Below are 20,160 nucleotides of genomic sequence, written 5' to 3' on the forward strand. Positions count from 1 at the left end.
GGATTTTCACATTATCTATGTTTTAGTTTGAAATTTTAAACTCACGAACGGATAAGATTATGTATTTCATCTTGATACTGTCTATTTTTCTTTTTCATTTTCAGAGTAATATAAAGTAAGGTACTCATTATCAATAATCCAATTACCACTACAACTCCGATAAGAATATTATAATGATCTGTAATTTCCTTCGTTTTTTTTAGCATTTCCTTATTATGAACATCAATTGCGTGGTTGATAGAGCTTAACTCATTTTGTTCTCTGTTAAAACTTGCTTCAAAAAATTTTCCGTTGTAAGCCTGATAAAGATGCTGGTTTCCCATAGCAAGATAATTCTCTGCCATTTCTCTATAGATGCCTTCATTCAGGGTAAGGTCACCAATTTTTTTGGAAAGTTCTTGCGCTTCGACCAATAGATTAATTGCTGTTTGGTTTTCCTTTTTACTTTTATACACTTCCGAAAGTCCTTTCAATGCAAATGCTTCTAAACTATTGGCATTAATTACGCGGGCAAACTCCAAAGATTTCACAAAGGCTTCTTCCGCTTTATTTAATTGATTTAAAAGTAGATAGCAGTATCCAATATTGTAATATACAATACTTTGGTTAAAATGAGTTTCCTTTTCTTTTACTTTTTCAAAATTCCGGGCTGCGATGAGAAATTCCTGGAGGGCAATTTCCGGATTAAGCTGGCTTTTATGAATCATTCCTCGTAAAGCATAGCTTCTTGCTGTTTCAAAGTACTTATCCGGATCGTTATCAGGAAGCTGTATAAGATATTCTCCCGCTTCATCTAATGTTTCAAGGCTTTTGCTGTAAAAATCCATCTGCTGATACTGCATTGCAATAGCAATCAACACACTGGTTTTGATATTCAGACTATTGGTTTTCTGAACAAGTTCTCTTGCTACAAGAAGATTTTTCAAAGATTCATCAAAGTCCCTTTTAGCGATACTTGCGGTGGAAAGAATTAAATAGACCTTAACTAATTTATTAACATCTTTCTGTTTCTGAAGTAATTTTTTAGCAATCTTTACAGCATTGTCAGGGTTATTGTAGATTTCCTGGTTTGCCTTTCTAATCAGGGAATCATCCGAAATATTTTGTCCGAAAAGACCAATCTGGCAACCTAAAAGTACAATAGAGACAATTTTAGTAAACAGTTTCATGATTTCTTATTCTTAATAATTTCCTGAATGTAATGATTGGGAGACATTCCTGTAATCGATTTAAAAACATTGGTAAAGGCACCATGTGAAGAGAATCCTGTATATTCTGCAAGGTAGCTTACTTTATAATTGAGATAGGCAGGATCTGTTCTCAAAAGGTAGGCAATATGATTGATTCTTAATTCATTGATGTATCCATTAAAATTTTTTCCTTTATTATTATTAATTACTTCTGATAAGTATTTTGTATTGATTCCCGTTTCAGCAGAAAGAATGGAAATCGACATGTTTTTATTTAAATAATTATCGGTAAGTTCCCACTCTTTCAGTTTCTCAAGAATTTCAGTTTCTTTTTCTTTAGATACTTTTGCCTGGTCTTTTTCTGAAGTTTTATTTACTTTTATCAATGATTCTTCATGAGCAATCGAAGCAGAGATATCCCTTTCCCTTTGCCCTTTAAAAAAGGTGAATTGTTTTCTCAAATCCTTTCCTTTTGTCTGTTCGTAATAAAAGCAGACCATAGTTCCTAAAATAAGGAATAAAGTAATGCTAACAATAATCTTTACCTGAATTGATTTGTTTTGTTTTTGGTATTCAATATTCTTTTTATGATAGATTTCCAGTAGCTTAACGATATATTGTATACCTTCTTTCCTACTAGAGTCTAGTTTATTCTTTAAATCAGAATATAGATTATTGTAATGGGAGTATTTTTCACCGTTATTCAGGGCAAGATAGTTTTCGGTAAATAATTCGTAAAAAATAAGCTTTAAATCGTTGTAAGGTAAGTTTTCAATCTTGGCAAACCCTTTTTCCAGATAATGTATTGCAGTATGATAGTCTTCTTTTGAAAAGTAATATCGTGACAATGCCTCGTAAGCAAAAGCAGCAAGAAAAGCATAATCTCCCTGATTTTCAATCTCATGAATCACCTCATCAAGCAGCTTTTTAGATTCTTCTCGCCTATTGGCTCTCATCAGATACAATGCCCGAAAAATAGTATTTTCCTGTCTTGTAATCTTATTTTCCTCATTATCGTAGTCCAAATACTGATCACTAATATCGAAATTTTTCAGGGCTTCCTCATACTTTTTAGAAACACCGTCATTGATTGCCTGAAGCTGATATAGTTTTGACAGTGTCATTCTTTCTTTTAAATTTTTACTGTTCAGGAGATCCTGATCTGCTAAAATTCCGGCAATTATATTTCTGGACTGTTCAAACAATCCTAAATTCTGGTATTGGTCCGCAAGATTAAAGTTACCAAACATTGTTACAAAACGGGATTGTTTCCCTTCCTGATTTTCATCTTCTTTCTGATTGGAAGTATTCACTGCTTCTACGTAATTTCCTTGCATCGCATATGCCCAAGAGATAATTTTTCGCAGAATGGTTTTATGCTCAATATTTTTTTCACTGATCAAAAGGCTCTGAGAATATCTTATACAGTCTTCTGGATTTTGATATAACTTTTGAAAAGCCCTATCCGTCAAAATATTAAAGTCGGGACCTGATTGGCTGTTCATAAAGACAGGGCACAACATTATTAAAAATAATATCAACCCATTATTTTTTCCTGTTATTTTCCAAAAAAAACTTGTTTTTCTACTACTTTCTCCCAATATCTTACCTATCATCACCATTGTAAATAAAAAATTACAAATGGTTAATTTTCAAATAATTACATTTTTAATTCTTGTAAATTCAATGAAATATGCAAGCTTATTTCTTTACAAAGCGCAAATATAACGTTAATATTGTCCCAAGCATTAAACAGATTCAAAATATTAGACTTATTTACAATTTTATTGAAAATATTCATATAGATAATAAACAATAATTAAATAATCCCGAATCTGATCTTACATTTTAACCTGTAAATAGAGATTCAGACCTCATTTGTTCATCTCTCCGGCAAATCATACAATATCCTTAGAATTTTCACTAAAAAAATATTGAACAATGATAAATTCTTTTAACATATAAACAATAAAAATGAGAAAGCAATACCTATTATGGATGGCATTACTTATTCCATCCTGGCAATTGAGTGCCCAAACCTATTGTACTCCTACCGCCGGAGCATCAAGTCAGAATAATTATCTGAAAAATGCTGTTTTTTCTGATCAAGGGGCCATATATTATGATGCGGCATCTTATCAGGCTTATGTAGATAATTCTGGTCAAATGGTAACATCTTACCCTGGAGGCACAGTAAATGTACATCTGGAACATAGCGGAAGTACTAAATCTTATGTTTGGGTAGACTGGAATGCGGATGGAGATTTTGATGATTTCTATGAAGGTCCTATAGAGCCTTCTCCTTTTAATACGGTTGATGATCAGTTCTTTGTTCCTCCCACTCAAGAACCGGGAGTTTATAGAATAAGAGTACAGTCAGGAAGTACATTTCCCAATCCTGTAAACCCATGTGGTCCTAATAACTATGGTGGGTTTGTTGATTTCAGCCTAAAAATTAATCCTACACCTACTTGTCTTGCTCCTTCAGCACTTACAGCGTCCAATATTACCAATTCAACAGCTTTAATCTCTTGGGAAGCTTCTACCACCTCTCCCGGAAGTGGATATGAATATTATTACACAAGCACAAATACTCCACCAACGGCAACTACGACTCCTTCCGGAACGAGTATGACAACATCTGCCAACATCAGCGGACTATACTCATTTACAACATATTACATCTATGCAAGATCCATTTGCAGTGCTTCTGATAAAAGTAGCTGGTCGTTAAGGGGAACATTTAAAACAAAATGTGATCCTATGGCTTCTATGTTTGAAAACTTTGAAGCAGTTACCGGAGCTAATGCCAACTGTTGGGATAAGTTAGGTCCTGGTTATATGACGATAGGTACCGGATCTGGTGTAAATAATTCTAAAGGTATAACCCAAAGCGCATTAAGTGCAGCTAATTTTTCCCTGGCTGTGCTTCCTCTGTTCAGTAATGTAAATGCCGGAACTCACTGGCTGAGATTTAAAGCTAAAGTAAGCAGTGATCCCGGCGTATTGGATATTGGATATGTTACCAATGACTCGGATGCTTCAACATTTAATATTGTTCAGTCTGTGAATATCAGTAACAAAAACTATGATGGGTATGAATACAGAGTTATTATTCCTAATACGGTACCATCCAACGCAAGACTTGCTATCAGACATAGTGGTGTTCCTGCTGTGAATATATATTGGGATGAAGTATATTGGGAACCTAAACCAAACTGTCTTCCGGTCAGCAATGTTACAGTTTCTAATATTACAAGTTCATCAGTTGACTTAGCATGGAATGCTTCAAGCTCGTCACCTTCAGGATATGATATTTATTACAGCCTGAATAATACGCCACCAACAGCTTCTACAGTTCCTAATATAACTAATGTATCCGGAAATACATACACTATTTCTAACCTTGAAAGCGCAAAGAACTATTATATATGGGTAAGACCAAGATGCAGCAGTACAGATCAGGGACCATGGGGAAATATAACGTCTATATTAACAGCTTGTGCTCCTGTTCCGAATTTATCTGAAAACTTTGATTCTTATAATACAGGACTTATTACCAATGCACCTTGTTGGGGAAAAATAACTGTCGGAATCATCGCATCTTGTACTATTAACGGAAGTACACCGGCAGCTTCAGGGACCAAACATATAAGCCTACGATCTACTTCAAGTGGTGATATTGCAATTGCTGTTTTACCTGAGTTCAGTAATGTAAATGCAGGAACCCATCGTTTAAGGTTCAAGGCATATAGCAGCCAGAGCACAGGAAAGCTGAAGGTAGGCTATGTAGCAGATCCAACCAATGCAGAATCTTTTGTTTTGATTCAACAATTGGATGTAACAAACACTTCATATAATGCCAATTATTATACCGTAAATGTACCTGCTACAGTACCCGCAAATACAAGACTTGCCATCCGCAGTGATTATGCAACCAGTACAAACGTATCATACTACATTGATGATGTCAATTGGGAAAACGGATCTCTGGGTACAAGTGAGGTTTCGGCAAAAGCTGAGTTGACAGTATATCCCAATCCATTTACGGATACAATCAATATCTCTTCTGAACAAAAGGTATCTTCAATGGCTGTCTATGATCTTTCAGGAAAGATCGTAAAGGAAATTACCAGTCCTTCAACATCAGTTTCATTAAAGGAGTTACCATCAGGAGCTTATCTGATCAAAGTAATCCTTAAGAACGGAACAGCTAAAACAATAAAGGCTGTAAAAAAATAATATGTTGTCACTGTCATATGAAAGCGGCAGGTGTACTGTCTGCCGCTTTTGTGACAGTTTTCAATCATTTTCTTTCATCAATATCCATTAAATTTCTTTTGAATGAAAAACTTCTACTCATCTCTGATATGAACATTACAGAACATACAATATTGTTCTTCCACTCATTTATCACTTGTTTGAATGTTCCATCATTCACTTTTTCATTGAATCCGAAAAAATGACAAAAACAGCTATGCTGTGCTATTAAAATATAAACCACCCAATGACTACCAACAACATTCACGATCAGGAAAAATATAGGTCTGCAGTATTAAAGAGACTTTTGTTTGGTTTTATACTTATTATTCTCATGAGCAGCACCCTTTCTGCACAAAGAGATACGGAACATTGGTTTGCTCCTATGATGTCCAGACTTAATGATTCCAACAAACAGGCTTTATTTTTATCTACAGATTCTACAATACCGTTTGCTGTAAGCATTTATAATAACAATCTACTGATAGGAACGGTAACTATCAGCAAAGGGAATCCTCAGTCTTTTGACATTCCTACGGATCAGATGATTACCGGATCTCAGGCTGAACTTTTCAGAGCAACTGGACGCGGACTTTATGTAAAGGGAGAGAAACCTTTTTTCTGTACTTTCAGATTTTCTACCAAAAATCATGGGGAGATTCTGACTTCTAAGGGCAAAGCAGGAATCGGTAACAAGTTTTATGTTTCATATGCTCCGTTAGCTACTTTAGCATCCAATACTAATTTCACGTGTGGTATTTTAGCCACAGAAGATAATACTACTGTAAAAATTTCCAATTACAATTCTTCGGTAAAGTTTTCCAATGGCACTACAGGAGCTACGAATCCTACCATGACTTTCACCTTGAATAAAGGACAATCCTATATTGTAGAAGGGAAAGGAAATGAAGCATCTAACCAAACCGGTTTTATGGGAGCTAAAATTGAAGCTGACAAACCCATTTCTGTTACCAATGGAAGTTTTAACGGACAAATTATCAATTCTAATAACGGTGGAGATATCCTTATGGATCAATCGATCCCTGTGGAGCGCTTGGGAGAAGAATTTGTACTGGTAAAAGGTATGGCTCCTATTGCAAGCAATGTGGAAGGTGCTGTAGTAACCGCAACAGAGAATAATACGCAGGTTTATGTAAATGATGAAACAACACCTATTGCTACATTAAATGAAGGACAGTTTTATCACATTCAGTCTGCTTCTTACGTGAATCAAAATAGTACAGGACATTATAATATGCGTATCCGTACTACTAAAAAAGCTTATGTATATCAACTGATGGCTGGAACATCAACTTCTTTTGTTGAAATTACCATTGGAGCCAATTATATTCCTCCTCTCAGCTGTTTTCTTCCGAAAAAAATAGACGAGATCGGAAAGATTGACGTCTTACCTTATTATACAGCCATCACGCCTATTGTCAAATTAAATATTATAACCGAAGCGGGAGCAACAGTATTTGTTAATAGCAATCCTATGTTACCTTCTCAAGGACCTTTTCCCGTATCCGGAAATACAAACTGGGTTTCTTATTCCGTATCTAATGTGACAGGAAATATCACTGTGGAATCTACAAAAGCTGTCACAGCCGGAATTGCTGCGGGAGAAGGCAATGTAGGATATGGAGGATATTTTGCAGGATTCTCTTCTGTTCCTGTAATTGCCAAAAAAAGTGGAACCTGTATTCCTGATATAGTGCTGGAAGTAGATGACAGCTATGTTACTTATCAATGGAATTTCAATGGAAACCCTATTTCTGGGGCAACAAGCAATACTTACACTCCCACGCAATCCGGAAATTATACCGTAACGGTTTCTGTGGGCGGAACATGCCCATCTGCAACAACACCGATTTATAAAGTGTTCAGCTGTACAGCACATACTACAAAAGCTTTAACGGTATGTTCTACCAATACACCTGTTACTATTACACCAACATTTACAAGTTCCACACAAATCCCTTCGCCAGGCAGTGTACAAATTATCACTCCATCTGCCAACGGAACATTGACAATCAATCCGGCAACAGGTATTTTAACTTATACAGCCAATGCTGGAGCAACTGCAGATACTTTCACCTATAAATTCTGCGGCAACATCCCGGAATTCTCAGATTGTGAAGAGGTAAAAACAAATGTGATAATACAGTCTGTTACAGCAAATAATGCAACCATTCAGGCATGCAATAATAATGGTACAGGAATTTTCGATCTTACTTCTGCCAATGTAGGAGGACCTGCTGGAAGCATTAAGAAATATTATCCTACTCAGGCAGATCTTCTTGCCGGAACAAATGAAATCATGTCTTCCAATACTTATAACTCCCCAGCTCCAAAAGATGTATATGTAAAAGTAGCTACTGCTGAAGGGTGTTTTGCACAGGCAAAAATCAGTTTAACCTTTACACCGGCACCAGTTATACAAAATGTATCTCTTAGTTCATGCCCTATTGATACGGAACCGGATAAAGGAAGTTTTGATCTTACCAAAGCAACGGTTACTGACGAAGGAGGAATCACCAAAGAATATTACAAAACCATACAGGATGCGGTTTCAGGAATCAATACTATTGTCAATCCGGCAACGTATATTTCTTCTAATACCACTGTATATATAAAAGTGATCAATGCTTCGGGATGTTCGTCCATAGCTTCAGTTACTCTTGTTGTAACGCCATCACGACCATCTTCTTTGCTTAAAAATCAGTTTATATGTATTGATGCAACTACAATTCTTGATGCTGGTCCGGGGTATCAGTCTTATCAATGGAGTACGGGAGCTACCACTTCGTCTATCACAGTAAAGCCTGGACTCTATTCGGTTATTCTGGAACATGACAATTGCTTTACGAAGCAGGATGTAGCTGTAAATGTAGCCCCAAATCCAGTAATCAAGAACATTGATATTGATAACAATAAGGCTACTCTTACGGTAATCGGAGGTAATCCTCCTTATTTATATTCTATTGATAATGTGCACTGGCAGGCTTCAAATACATTCACAGGGTTACCTAACGGACAGAATATATTCTATGTGAAGGACAATTACAATTGTGATCCTGTAAAAGTAGAATTAACGGTTATCAATATTATCAACGCTATTACTCCAAATGGTGATAATATTAACGACACAGTGTCCTACATAGACCTTGCTTATAAAAAAGACCTTTCCTTCACGGTATATGACCGATACGGAAACAATGTATTCACAGGAAGTCGCTTTAATAATTATACATGGGACGGCAAATCCGGTAATAAGAGTGTCTTTACAGGAACGTATTGGTATGTCATCACCTGGAAAGAACCCAAATTACAAGATGCCATTATCAAATATACCGGCTGGATTCTATTAAAAAATTAAAAATCTTCTGAACTCTACAACTCAATATTATCATCCGCAAGGGCATGAAACTCTTGCGGAGATATTTTTAACTCATTTTTTCCATACTTTATGAAAAAGATTATACTTATTTTACTGTTATCTCTTTTTTCTTCCACCATTCTGGCACAAAGGGATACGGATCATTGGTTTGCCCCGATGATCGCAAGTTCCAGCAACGGATCTCCGAAACAGGCTCTTTATTTGTCTACAGACAGCATGGTTCCTTTTTCCGTTTCCATTTATAATAATAATGCGGTTATAGGAACAGTTACGATCAGTAAAGGAAACCCTCAGACCTTTGATGTTCCTCTTACCCTAATGGTGGGACAAAACACTACCGATGCCATGAGCGTAAAAACCCGTGGACTTTATCTTCATGGAGACCTCCCTTTCTTTGCAACTTATAGATTTTCAGAAGTTAATCATGGTGAAATTTTAACATCGAAAGGTAAAGCAGGACTTGGAAAGCTTTTCTATGCCGTGTATGCTCCATTAATGAATAACCAGAATTCCCAGAACTTCTCTTGCTCCATTCTTGCCACAGAAGACAACACCCAGATTAAGGTTTCAGGATATGCTATGACAACGTGGTTTTACAACAACTATAACGGACTTACCCACCCATCTATTACAATTAATCTAAATAAAGGACAATCTTACACATTTGCAGGCTTTGCAAACAAACCGGGAAATAAAGACGGATTTATCGGGGCTAAAATAGAAGCCACCAAACCTGTATCCGTGACTAACGGAAATTATCACGGGCAATTCGGGATGTCACCACCTTATAACGGAGAAGACATTATCATGGATCAGTCCGTGCCTGTTGAACGTCTTGGAAATGAATTCGTTCTGATCAAAGGAAAAGGTAATCTTATCCCTGAAATAGAAGGTGCTATCATCGTCGCTACTGAAGATAACACAGAGATAAGACTCAACAACAACCCTACTCCTGTTGCTACCATTAATGCGGGTAAATACTATCGTGTCAGCGCAATGAATTATATGCTCAATGGTCCTGCACATCATAATATGTACATTAAAGCTTCAAAAAATGTTTATGTTTACCAGCTTTTATCAGGGATTGAAGATAATGATGCAACGGAAGGTTTTAATTATATTCCTCCTCTTAACTGCTTCCTACCCAATGTCATCGATGAGATCGGAAAAATAGGTGAATTACCTTATTATACGACTTTTAACCCTCCATTATTTGTAAAACTTAATATCCTTACACAAACAGGAGCCACTGTTATGGTCAACGGAACACCTACCAATGCAGCCGAAGGACCATTCCCTGTAACCGGAACTCCGGATTGGGTATCTTATTCTATTCCGAATATTACTGGAAATGTCACTGTAACCTCCACCAAAGCTGTCACTGCAGGAATTGCAGGAGGAAGCGGAAATCTGGGATATGGTGGTTATTTTGCGGGATTTAATTCTATTCCTGTGATCAGTAAATCTGTCGGAGAATGTGTTCCCGGAATTATCTTAGAAGTGGAAGCCGGTTTTGATCATTATCAATGGAACCTGAATGGCAATCCTATTCCGGGTGCCAACTCAAACACCTACACTCCTACAGGATCAGGAAATTATACAGTTTCCATCACCAAAGGAACCTGCGCACCTCTTACTACTTATCCGTATAAAGTACAAAACTGCCTCGTGAATACTGTAAAACCAATGAATATCTGTAGTACAAGAACGCCTACAGCCATTACACCTGCTTTTACCAATTCTACGCAGACTCCGGTTCCGGGAACAGTACAGATTGTTACTCCGCCTGCCAACGGTACTTTAACTTTAGATTCAACAACAGGTATTCTGACCTATATTGCCAATGTAGGAACAACCGTGGATACTTTTACGTATAAATTCTGTGGAAATGATCCTGAATTTACAGATTGTGAGCAGGTAAAAGTGAATATAACCGTACAACCTCTGGTATTGACAAATGCTACTGTAAAAGCGTGTGATCTCAATGGTTCAGGTATTTTTGATTTAACAGCAGCGAATGTTGGAGGTCCGGCTACTGCCGTAAAAAGATATTACAGAACCTTAGCAGATCTTAGCGCAGGTATCAATGAAATTATTCCAGCCAATGCTTTTCAATCCGTTGCTCCGGCTGAAGTTTATGTAAAAGCAACAACCATAGAAGGCTGTACTGCCAATGCAAAGATCAGTCTTGAGTTTCATCCAAAGCCTGTGATCATGGACGTTGATCTTAGCGGATGTTTTGTTCAGAATAATACAAACACCGGAACTTTTGACCTGACGACAGCCCTTGTGACGACTACAAACCCTGTAACGAAAAGATATTACCCAACTCTTACTGATGCCGTAAACGGAACTAATGAAATTACTACTCCCACAAACTTCGTATCTCCCAATACAACAATATATGTAAAAGTAATCACCGCAAACGGATGTTTTGACTTTGCGAAAATAACATTGAAGGTAACACGCCCCAATCCCTCACCTCTTTTGGTAGATCAATACATCTGCCCCGACGCAAGAACCACATTAGATGCTGGTCCAGGTTATACTTCATACCAATGGAGCACCGGTGCCAACACACAGTCTATTATTGCTTCTGTAGGAACTTATTGGGTAATATTAACGTCCAATGGCTGCCAGACCAAGCAAACTGTAAATGTAATGCCCGTTCCAAGTCCTAAAATTAAAAAAGTAGATGTGAACAATAATACGGTAACCCTTACTGTAGAAGGCGGAACACCTCCTTATCAATATTCAAAAGATGAAATGATCTGGCAGGATTCCAATGTATTTACCAATCTTGTGCGTGGGAAAAATACATTCTATGTGAAAGATTCTTACAACTGTAAGCCAGTTCAGGTGGAAGTATTGGTTCCCAATCTTGTTAACGCTATTACACCCAACAGCGATGGAATCAATGATACGTTAGATTATTCCGAACTTTCTTATTTAAAGGATTTAAAGTTTTCAATATTCAACAGATATGGGCAGCTTATCTATTCTTCGGATAAAAACAACAGCTACAAATGGGACGGAACCATTAGCGGAATACCTGTAAGCAGCGGAACCTACTGGTATGAAATAAGCTGGACAGAACCAGACTCTACCAAGCTCACTTCTTATACCGGATGGATCATGGTAAAAAATAGAAATTAAAGATTGGTACCCATCTGCTTATATACTTTTTGTTTAAAGAGACTGCCTCAATATTTTTTGAGGCAGTTTTATTTTACAAGCTATTTACTTCAGGTTTCTGGATTCCAACTCTCTGTTTATTGACTGATCGTTTTTCTTCCATTGAGTGGTTAAAATCAGTACAAATATTAAAGGAAATATTGTGAAGAATCCAATACCGTGTTTCACAGAACTGTATACTGCAATTCCGATTAAAAAACCAATCAAAACCGCATTGATTATTTTACCTGATTTTAATTTTTGTTTTTTATCCAGTAGTTCCTGATCCGTCAATTCGCTTAGATCTTTTTCTTTCATCCGTTTAATTTTTATGGTTATTGTCGTTTGTTTTTTAGTTGGCTGCCGGATCAATCAGTTCTTTTGTGATTCCTACAGACTTAAGTAGATTTTTACCATCAAATAATAAGGTAGCATAGTGCTTTCCTTTTTTGAAGATCAATTTTGAACCCCCTTCAAATTCACTGTCCATGCCTAGTTTTTGATCTTTTGCTCCATATTTTGCAAATTTGGTTTTACTTTCCTGTAAAGTTGTTTTATTCAGGGTAAGTCCGTAAGGTAATCCTGCCACTACTACAGGTTTATCATCCGGAATATCAAAAAAGATTTCATCCACAGAATCGTTTTTCCCCAAAGCGGTATAAAGCTCCAATCCTGATTTGGTAAGCCATCTCGCATATCTTTCTCCATTGGCATTTTCATAATAAGAAGCATCCGTATTCAGTATTGTTGTAATTTTTTCAACTGTTTGAGGTAAAACAAACTCAGATTCTTTGTTCACTAAGGTCTTCAGCTCTACCCTCTTCTGCGAAAAAGCGGTTACACTTATCAATTGAAATACAACGGCTAATATTAATGTTAATGGTTTTATCTGCATGAGATTATTGAATTTAATGATTTGATGGTTAAAGATATTAAAATTTAACAAAGCAAATAAAAGGAGAATGTAAATTACCTAGTCTCAACAGAAAACAGTGTAAATCATTCAAACACAACTGACCAGTTTAAAGTAAAAAAACTCACAAATCACTGACCCCTATTTTTGAAAGGTGCTTATGGACTGTCGAAAGGCTAATATTTCTTTTCTCAGCAATATCAAAAGCTGTATTACCCTCTTCAAATAACTGAAACGTGATAAGATGTGTAGGCTTTTTGCTCACCTTTACCGAAGTATCAAGCTCATTCTCCTTATTAAATAAAGCAATATCCAATAAAGAACAGGCTTTTAGTTTTTCAAGGTATTCATGAAGTTCATAAAGCAGATTTTTTGTTTCTTCATTATATACTTTTAAATCTTTAACCCCGATAGTTTCGGCATAGAAATCCTTTAACGGCAGTAAAATCTGTTCTGCTATATTTTTATAGAAAAAATTCACAGCTCCTTTACATTTATCTTCAATTTCAGTCCATGACAGATTTTCTTCTATAAAATGCTTAATACTTTGCTGGCTTATTCTTTTAAACTTTTCGGAGATTTTAAAAAGCCTATCACTCTCTTTTTCAATAGAATGAGATAATCGCGCTGCTTTTTCCAGGCTGGATAATTCTGTGGTAAACAATGCTGTCATCCATAGTTTCACAGCTTCTTTTAACCAAGTTGAATCTACTGTCATCTGAACTTTATGAAGAACATAATTATATTTTTCCTTTACCAATAGGTCTTCCAAGTAATCATTAACATTGGTAATACGTTGAAAATTTTCAATTCTGTCATCTTTAAATATTGCACTTTCCGGAATTCTGGATTTCAAAACAATTCCTTCCAACGTCCGGCAGCGGCTTAATGCAACATATACCTGTCCACTGGCAAAAGATCTGCCCGCATCTACAATCACCCGGTCAAATGTCAGCCCCTGACTTTTATGAATGGTAACTGCCCACGCAAGACGGATAGGATATTGTTCAAAGCTTCCCAATACTTCTGTGACAATATTTTTTTCAGCATCAAGAAAGTACCTTTTATTTTCCCAGACTTCTTTTGTCAGCGTAATTTCTCTTCCACTTGAATCCAGAATAGCCTTCACCGTGTTGTCATCCAGATAAGAAACCTCAGCCAGTTTACCATTATAAAACTTTTTCTCCGGTGAAGAATCATTTCTGATAAACATAATTCTGGTTCCTAATTTCAGTTCCATCACTTCCTCAACCGGATATTGAGTTTCATAAAACTGCCCTATGACCGAAGCTTGATAAAACCTTGAATCTTCTTCAATTTCAGACAATTTTTTCTGATTGATATGATCTGCAATACGATTGTGAGAACAAAGATGAATATAATGTTCATTTTCGGGTTCAAAATCCGGGTCGTAACGGGAATTCAGAGCATCAAAATCCAATTCGGAAAGATCAGCATGTCTCACTGAGTTCAGGATTTCCAGAAATTTTTCATCCTGCTGCCGATAGACTTTCATCAACTCTACCGTTAATAATGGAATATTCTGTAAAGCTTTAGCCGAAAAGAAAAAAGGTGTTTCATAGAATTTTGATAATATCTTCTCAGAGTCTTCTCTTACTACGGGCGGCAACTGATACAAATCTCCTATCAAAAGCAGCTGCGCTCCGCCAAAAGGTAATTGATTTCTTCTGACTCTCCTCAAAGAATGATCCATCATATCCAACAGATCTGCTCTCAGCATGGAAACTTCATCAATGATTATCAGCTCTATTTCCCGGAACAGGTTTAATTTATCTTTCCGATATTTAAAATGCGGAAACAGTTCATTGATATTCATTGCAAGATTAGGATCTACATATTCTGTAGTGGGGACAAACGTTCTTGAAGGAATTGAAAACAGAGAATGAATCGTTACGCCACCGGCATTCATTGCGGCAATTCCTGTGGGTGCTACAATAATATGTTTTTTACGGGTGTTTTTTACAAATTCATTGAGAAAAGTAGTCTTTCCGGTTCCTGCTTTCCCGGTTAAAAATACATTTCTGTTCGTAAATTCTATTAGCTCTGTCAGTGATTCCAATCTTTCGATAAGCGATTTAATTATTGTCCATTCAAATCTACGGTTTTATCAATATAAATAACGCCGTTGAACGAAGATGTATAATCCATTTTTGCTTCAAAACCCAGATCAAAAAGCCTTGAAGAAAACCATGGGTAACCGCTCGGCTTACCTTGTGCATTCGGTAAAGGAATAAATAAAAGGTCTGTTTTCTTGGTTTTCAGATACCATTCCAAAGAACCTTCTTTTGATTCAGGAACCTTGGCTTTTTTAGTAAAATCAGCATGAAAAAAATCTTTCCCAAAGAAAGCCGGTGAAAAGTTTCCGCTTCCCGAAGTAATCGCCAATGAATACACCTGATCTTTAAATGCTCTGTAAATTTCAGTTCCAAAATAAGTAAAACCTTTATAAGTATCGGTTTCATACCATTGTTTGGCAAATTCAGGATTGAAAGACATATAGGTATTAACATCCAATACATTGTGATTATTATGCGACCAAACCATAATTTTTTTTCCGGGGAAAATATATTTTGAAAGGAAAATAAAGTTCTCCGCCATCATAATATCACGGCTTTTTTCAAGAATAATCAAATCAAAAAGGTTTCTGATATTATTGACTTCAATCAGCCATAAGTTTCTCTGTCTTGGATCTACTGAACTGAATTTCACAGCTTCTTCAATCTTATTGAGCTCAGTATTGAAATTATCCTTATCTACCCCATTCTTTTTGGAAGAAAATTCGTTTTGTAATATATATTCAAGGTCTTTCACGAACTTCCTGTACGCTTCTGAATCAACATTATACTGGGATGATCTCACAATATCGGTAAGGTTTCCGATCAATTTTGTTTTTGAAAAATTCCCTGCATGACGGGAATCTATCCCACCCAAAAGAATAGGATTGTTTCCTTTCAATTCTTTTTTATAATAAGTCCATAAATCCTGACTTACCTTACTTTCAGTCCAGCATGTATAGATATTTTCTTTAGCAGAAACATCTATCGAATTCAAATCTTTAATATCAGAAAGTTCAAACATAATGGCGTAGAGATCAGCTTCAAACATCAGAACATCAAAACCCTTTTTCTCGTGAAGATATTTTACTAATCTTGTCTTCATCTGAATGGCACCACCATCTCCATGGCTAGGCTCTCCCAGCAACACAAAATTTGCTTCACCAATGGATCTTCCTATAGCTTCAAGATCATTAAAATTTGTATCATTCGGGGAAAGAGATCGTATTTTGCTGCCGCTTTTGTAAAGCTCGTCAATATATTGTTTTGAAAAGTCTGTTTTTGACTGTGCATTTGAAAAATGACCTGCCGACAGCAAAAGAGCCATCACCATAAGCTTTCTCATAAATAATTCCTGGTATTTAATTTTTTGCAAAATACATCAAAGATCCATAAAAGACAAACGAAATACATTGAAAAAAATAACTTTATGTAATATAAAAATGGAGAACCTAAGCTGAAATTCTAACGATTAAAAGAGATCTTATTTTAGGGCACAATATCCCGGATTATGATTGATAGCAACCATTTTATTTCTTACGGATCACTATAATTTTTTCTTCATTAATACTTACTTTTACGACTCCAAATCCTATTGAACATTGAATCTTTGGGTTTGAAAATTCTCGGTGGAAATTCCATGCTTTTCAAAATCAGCTGTAATGATCTCTTTCAGCTTTTCAAATCGCTCTATAGGTATTCCATCCAGATCTTTGGCTGCCAAATAAAAAAATGTTCCTTTATAAAGAGAAAGAATAGAACGGATTGATGCGTAGTTCATGTTTTTCAGGACATCTTCCGTCAGACTTCCTTTAATGGGTAATTTTATAGATGTGTTTACATGAATAGGTCTGAATACGGTGTCTTCCACTGCACGAAATTTAGATACAGGAAGTGATTCGTTGGGGTTGTACACCGTTAAATAAATAGGAATATCATCACTATTATTTGATGTAAAAATACCTTTACTCATTACTGAAAAGAAATCAATGGATGAATTCACAACAGTCATATGATAAGCTACACGATCAGGGTTCTTTATATATTTTTCCAGATTTTTATTGTCTTCTTCTCTTCTTAATCCAAAAATATTGATTTTCGGAGTGTAAGGATCACTTTCTATTTCAGGTATAAATTCTATTTTGGCTTTGGGATCATTGGTAAAAAGAGAAACAGGTCCAAATTTTCTGGAATAGTCTGTGGCAATTTTTTGTGCCCTCGCCCTGTTGCTTTCATAATCAATTTCCATCTTAAGTGCCATATTGGTAAGTTCTTTAGCCTCTCTTTTTCTTTTGTTCTGAATGAAATCTTCTCCGCAGGTACGGGCAACCATAAGCAAAGCAACAACAACAGACAATGAAAGTGTAATATATTTATATTTTTGTTTTTTTGAACTTTTCAATTGTTGAACAAGCTTGGCAAATAGGTTTTCAGATTGCTTTTCTTCATTTTTTGAACATTGTTCAGCCTTGTCTTCCAAATTTCTAAGCAGCTCATTTCTGAAAGCAATAAATGTTTCTATGTCACTTTTTGATTTTTGATTTTGAGGATTGAAATTCCAGACTAATTTTTTTCCGTTCTTAAGTTTTATTTTTGTTGAAGGAAAAGGCTGCCCCAGCCCTCCATAAGACGGCATACTTTCAATATCATCATATTGAATCCGACCATAATTTTTAGAACTAAAACCTTCGCTATCTATCGTAATTGTATCTGTGTCTTTTGATATTTTGATATATCTGAACATACAATACACAATGGCACCTACTCCTAAAGGAATAAACAGCCAAAGAGCCCATGAACTGTATTCTACCAGCGCAAAACTTCCCAGAATAACCGCAAGCGGAATAATAAAGAATGACGACAGCACATATAATGCTCCTTTATTATTATGATATTTAAAAGTAAATTGTTTCATGGTTGTTTTTATCTCACGGTGTCCTATCAGTTCTTGATCAGCTTATAGTTGCCTGTTACATCATCTTTCCCTACTGTATAACCGTCCGTAAGCTCAAGAATCCAGCCTTCACCGGAAATCTTCTTAACTTCTGTTTTTACAGGATTTGAAATCGAAATTTTATCCCAATTAGGACTCATCAGCGCTGCTCCTTTATCTACAGTTAAAATTCCCCAGCGATCCGTCACTCTTATGTTGGGATACACAGTTCCTTTATCTTCTACGGGAACAATATTTCTAGGATCAAAAGAGATATTCATTTTTTCAAACTTGATTTCAAAATGAGGTTGAATAATTAATTTCAGCTTATATTCTGCAATCAGTTTTTTAGTTCTTTCTTCTCTTTCAGCTTCCTCTTTCTGTATATTTTTTCCATTATAAGCAACAGAAGCACCCTGAACTGCTTTTTTTAAATCCCTGGGAATGCTAATGTTGAAAGCTTTGATGAAATAATCCGTCAAATCAGTACTTCCTGAGATCGCTTTATTCCAGTTTTTGTCTTTATTATACAGTAAATATCCGTAAACAGGAATGGTATAATAAGCAAATGACCGTACAAACGTAGGGTTTTTAAAAAATTCATTTATTTCATTCTGAAAGAACGCTGAAACGTCTGCCTTATTTCTATTGCTGATAATCACTCCTGTAAATTCCGCCAGCCCTTCATTTAATTCCAGTTGATTTTCAGAGCTATAAGAATTTTCGTACAACTGATGTCTGTACTTTCTGAAGGTAAGTGCGTTCGTAAGATGTTGATATTTTTCCTTTTCCGATCGTGACTGAATTGCTTTCTTTAGAGCTTCCAGTTCCAAACGCAGATATATTCTTCCCTCCTTCTGATCAAGGTGATTATTATCTGAATTCTTAAATGTAAATCCTAACGATGGCTGAATTCTGTGAAATGACTCGTGAGCCAGTAAATTGATCCTGTTATGTTTATTCTGAGAAAGCGGAAGCATGATCATTGCCCATTTTTTTCCATTCCAGTCTATTGCCGTGTTTGCAATATTAATCTTGCCCGGTAAAACACCTGAATAAATATTTCCATTAGGTTGTAAAGATCCTGCGCTATCCTGTTCATTGGCAAAAAACATTCTGCTTTCCGGGTTGATTAAAATGGTTGGTCCATATAAATCTTTACTCCAAAGTTCTGTATTGGCATGTGCAGCTGTTTTAAGCTCATCAAAAAAAACGGAAATACTGTCTTGAGAAACAGATTGCTGCCCTTTTATACTTTGATTGAATACGAAAACGGCTGTTATTAAAATGGTAAGTCTCATTACATTCAGGGTTCATCTAATATGTTGGAAATGGCTTTTGTGATTAAAATTATATGGAAAAACATTCATTTTAAACACATTTATACTGCTAATATAACAAATTACACAATAAACAACTGATTTATAATAGGTAAGCAAGAACAAAGTTTAAGTTTTGGAAGGAAACCATGCGACAGTTTTATCTTTATTTTAAACAAAAAAGCCCCAACCTACTAAAGGTAAGGGCTATATACTTGAAAATATTTATATTATAAACTGATATTGTCTAAAAAGGCTTTTAAATCTGTAATCAAGATCATATTACCAGATGCAATAACAGAAAATCTGTTTCCTTCCAGATATTGAATGCTTGTCATATCATCGCTTTCGTACATACTTGAATCAAAGAAAACCTGCCAGCCTTTATAAGGTTTGATATTCGTTTTATCTCCAGGCTCTTCTGTCGTTTTTATGTCCAGATAACTAAGCAAGTTCGTTTTCACTGTCTCTGCTCCTGCACCAGCGCCATCCGTTACCATCAGATAAACATTCTTATCTCCTTTTTTATAGTTTGCTGTAGCATAAGAACCGGAACCTGTCTCTTTATCTTCAAAAGCAGTCACTTCCGTTAATGTAAAACCAGCCACTTCTTTTTTGAATTTAGCTTTAAAATCAGCCTTAGCAATAGGTTTCATTTTTTTTAATTCCTTTGCCAGATTTTCAATCTTTAATGAATCTGAATCATTTTGTGTGTTCTCGATCAAAACAGTGGGACGTTCATTTGCAAAAACTGAATTTGTACTCACTGCCAATACCATTGCACCAGCTAAAAGTCCTTTTCCCCAATACGTAAATTTCATAATTTCTAATAATAGTTTTTTACTACAACAGTCTTTACAAAAAATAAACCAAGACTTCTTTTATCATGCCATTTTG

The 20,160-nt window shown here is 35.8% G+C and carries 12 protein-coding genes; 3 read left to right on the forward strand and 9 right to left on the reverse strand.

Annotated elements, in window-relative coordinates:
- Positions 1-41: 41 nt before the first annotated feature.
- Positions 42-1,169, reverse strand: a complete 1,128-nt coding sequence (locus tag BBI01_RS11345; RefSeq protein ID WP_065394760.1) for a tetratricopeptide repeat protein — start codon at positions 1,167-1,169, stop codon at positions 42-44.
- Positions 1,166-2,695 (reverse strand): helix-turn-helix domain-containing protein, encoded by a 1,530-nt coding sequence (locus BBI01_RS11350; RefSeq protein WP_165602239.1) that lies wholly within the window; start codon positions 2,693-2,695, stop codon positions 1,166-1,168. Before BBI01_RS11350 ends, BBI01_RS11345 begins: the two co-directional genes overlap by 4 nt.
- 469 nt (positions 2,696-3,164) lie before the next feature.
- On the opposite strand from BBI01_RS11350, the gene BBI01_RS11355 reads away from it, so the two are divergent.
- From BBI01_RS11355 to BBI01_RS11370, 3 genes are all read left to right on the forward strand, one after another.
- On the forward strand, positions 3,165-5,432 hold the full coding sequence (locus tag BBI01_RS11355; protein ID WP_065394762.1) for a fibronectin type III domain-containing protein: 2,268 nt from the start codon (positions 3,165-3,167) through the stop codon (positions 5,430-5,432).
- Positions 5,433-5,697: 265 nt separating this feature from the next.
- Positions 5,698-8,829, forward strand: a complete 3,132-nt coding sequence (locus BBI01_RS11365) for an FIDD domain-containing protein (protein WP_065394764.1) — start codon at positions 5,698-5,700, stop codon at positions 8,827-8,829.
- Between the two features lie 90 nt (positions 8,830-8,919).
- A complete protein-coding gene (locus BBI01_RS11370) occupies positions 8,920-12,006 on the forward strand; it encodes an FIDD domain-containing protein (protein WP_065394765.1) in 3,087 nt (1,028 codons plus the stop codon).
- Between the two features lie 84 nt (positions 12,007-12,090).
- Here BBI01_RS11370 and BBI01_RS11375 read toward each other — a convergent pair whose 3' ends face one another.
- The 7 genes from BBI01_RS11375 to BBI01_RS11405 form a co-directional block, all read right to left on the reverse strand.
- Positions 12,091-12,342 carry a hypothetical protein gene (locus BBI01_RS11375; RefSeq protein WP_065394766.1) on the reverse strand — a complete coding sequence of 84 codons (252 nt, stop codon included), beginning with the start codon at positions 12,340-12,342 and terminating at the stop codon, positions 12,091-12,093.
- A 34-nt stretch (positions 12,343-12,376) separates the two neighbouring features.
- Positions 12,377-12,919: a hypothetical protein gene (locus BBI01_RS11380; RefSeq protein WP_065394767.1), complete on the reverse strand. Its 543-nt coding sequence runs from the start codon at positions 12,917-12,919 to the stop codon at positions 12,377-12,379.
- Positions 12,920-13,061: 142 nt separating this feature from the next.
- On the reverse strand, positions 13,062-15,017 hold the full coding sequence (locus BBI01_RS11385; RefSeq protein ID WP_228393987.1) for an AAA family ATPase: 1,956 nt from the start codon (positions 15,015-15,017) through the stop codon (positions 13,062-13,064).
- A gap of 20 nt (positions 15,018-15,037) precedes the next feature.
- Positions 15,038-16,357: an erythromycin esterase family protein gene (locus BBI01_RS11390; protein WP_065394768.1), complete on the reverse strand. Its 1,320-nt coding sequence runs from the start codon at positions 16,355-16,357 to the stop codon at positions 15,038-15,040.
- 246 nt (positions 16,358-16,603) lie between these two features.
- A complete protein-coding gene (locus BBI01_RS11395) occupies positions 16,604-17,926 on the reverse strand; it encodes a hypothetical protein (RefSeq protein WP_065394769.1) in 1,323 nt (440 codons plus the stop codon).
- Positions 17,927-17,952: 26 nt separating this feature from the next.
- The gene (locus BBI01_RS11400) at positions 17,953-19,245 is read right to left on the reverse strand and encodes a hypothetical protein (protein ID WP_065394770.1); all 1,293 of its coding nucleotides are present in this window, start codon (positions 19,243-19,245) and stop codon (positions 17,953-17,955) included.
- A 248-nt stretch (positions 19,246-19,493) separates the two neighbouring features.
- Complete coding sequence (locus tag BBI01_RS11405) at positions 19,494-20,084, reverse strand: hypothetical protein (RefSeq protein ID WP_065394771.1); 591 nt, start codon at positions 20,082-20,084, stop codon at positions 19,494-19,496.
- Positions 20,085-20,160 lie beyond the last annotated feature (76 nt).

The organism is Chryseobacterium artocarpi (genome assembly GCF_001684975.1).
GTDB classification, from domain to species: Bacteria; Bacteroidota; Bacteroidia; order Flavobacteriales; family Weeksellaceae; genus Chryseobacterium; species Chryseobacterium artocarpi.

Bases quoted from the DNA above. Each gene is read 5' to 3' on its own strand.
- BBI01_RS11405 (WP_065394771.1), bottom strand. From the start codon at position 20,084: ATGAAATTTACGTATTGGGGAAAAGGACTTTTAGCTGGTGCAATGGTA.
- BBI01_RS11350 (WP_165602239.1), bottom strand. From the start codon at position 2,695: ATGAACAGCCAATCAGGTCCCGACTTTAATATTTTGACGGATAGGGCT.
- BBI01_RS11370 (WP_065394765.1), top strand. From the start codon at position 8,920: ATGAAAAAGATTATACTTATTTTACTGTTATCTCTTTTTTCTTCCACC.
- BBI01_RS11400 (WP_065394770.1), bottom strand. From the start codon at position 19,245: ATGAGACTTACCATTTTAATAACAGCCGTTTTCGTATTCAATCAAAGT.
- BBI01_RS11395 (WP_065394769.1), bottom strand. From the start codon at position 17,926: ATGAAACAATTTACTTTTAAATATCATAATAATAAAGGAGCATTATAT.
- BBI01_RS11345 (WP_065394760.1), bottom strand. From the start codon at position 1,169: ATGAAACTGTTTACTAAAATTGTCTCTATTGTACTTTTAGGTTGCCAG.
- BBI01_RS11390 (WP_065394768.1), bottom strand. From the start codon at position 16,357: ATGAGAAAGCTTATGGTGATGGCTCTTTTGCTGTCGGCAGGTCATTTT.
- BBI01_RS11355 (WP_065394762.1), top strand. From the start codon at position 3,165: ATGAGAAAGCAATACCTATTATGGATGGCATTACTTATTCCATCCTGG.
- BBI01_RS11365 (WP_065394764.1), top strand. From the start codon at position 5,698: ATGACTACCAACAACATTCACGATCAGGAAAAATATAGGTCTGCAGTA.
- BBI01_RS11375 (WP_065394766.1), bottom strand. From the start codon at position 12,342: ATGAAAGAAAAAGATCTAAGCGAATTGACGGATCAGGAACTACTGGAT.
- BBI01_RS11380 (WP_065394767.1), bottom strand. From the start codon at position 12,919: ATGCAGATAAAACCATTAACATTAATATTAGCCGTTGTATTTCAATTG.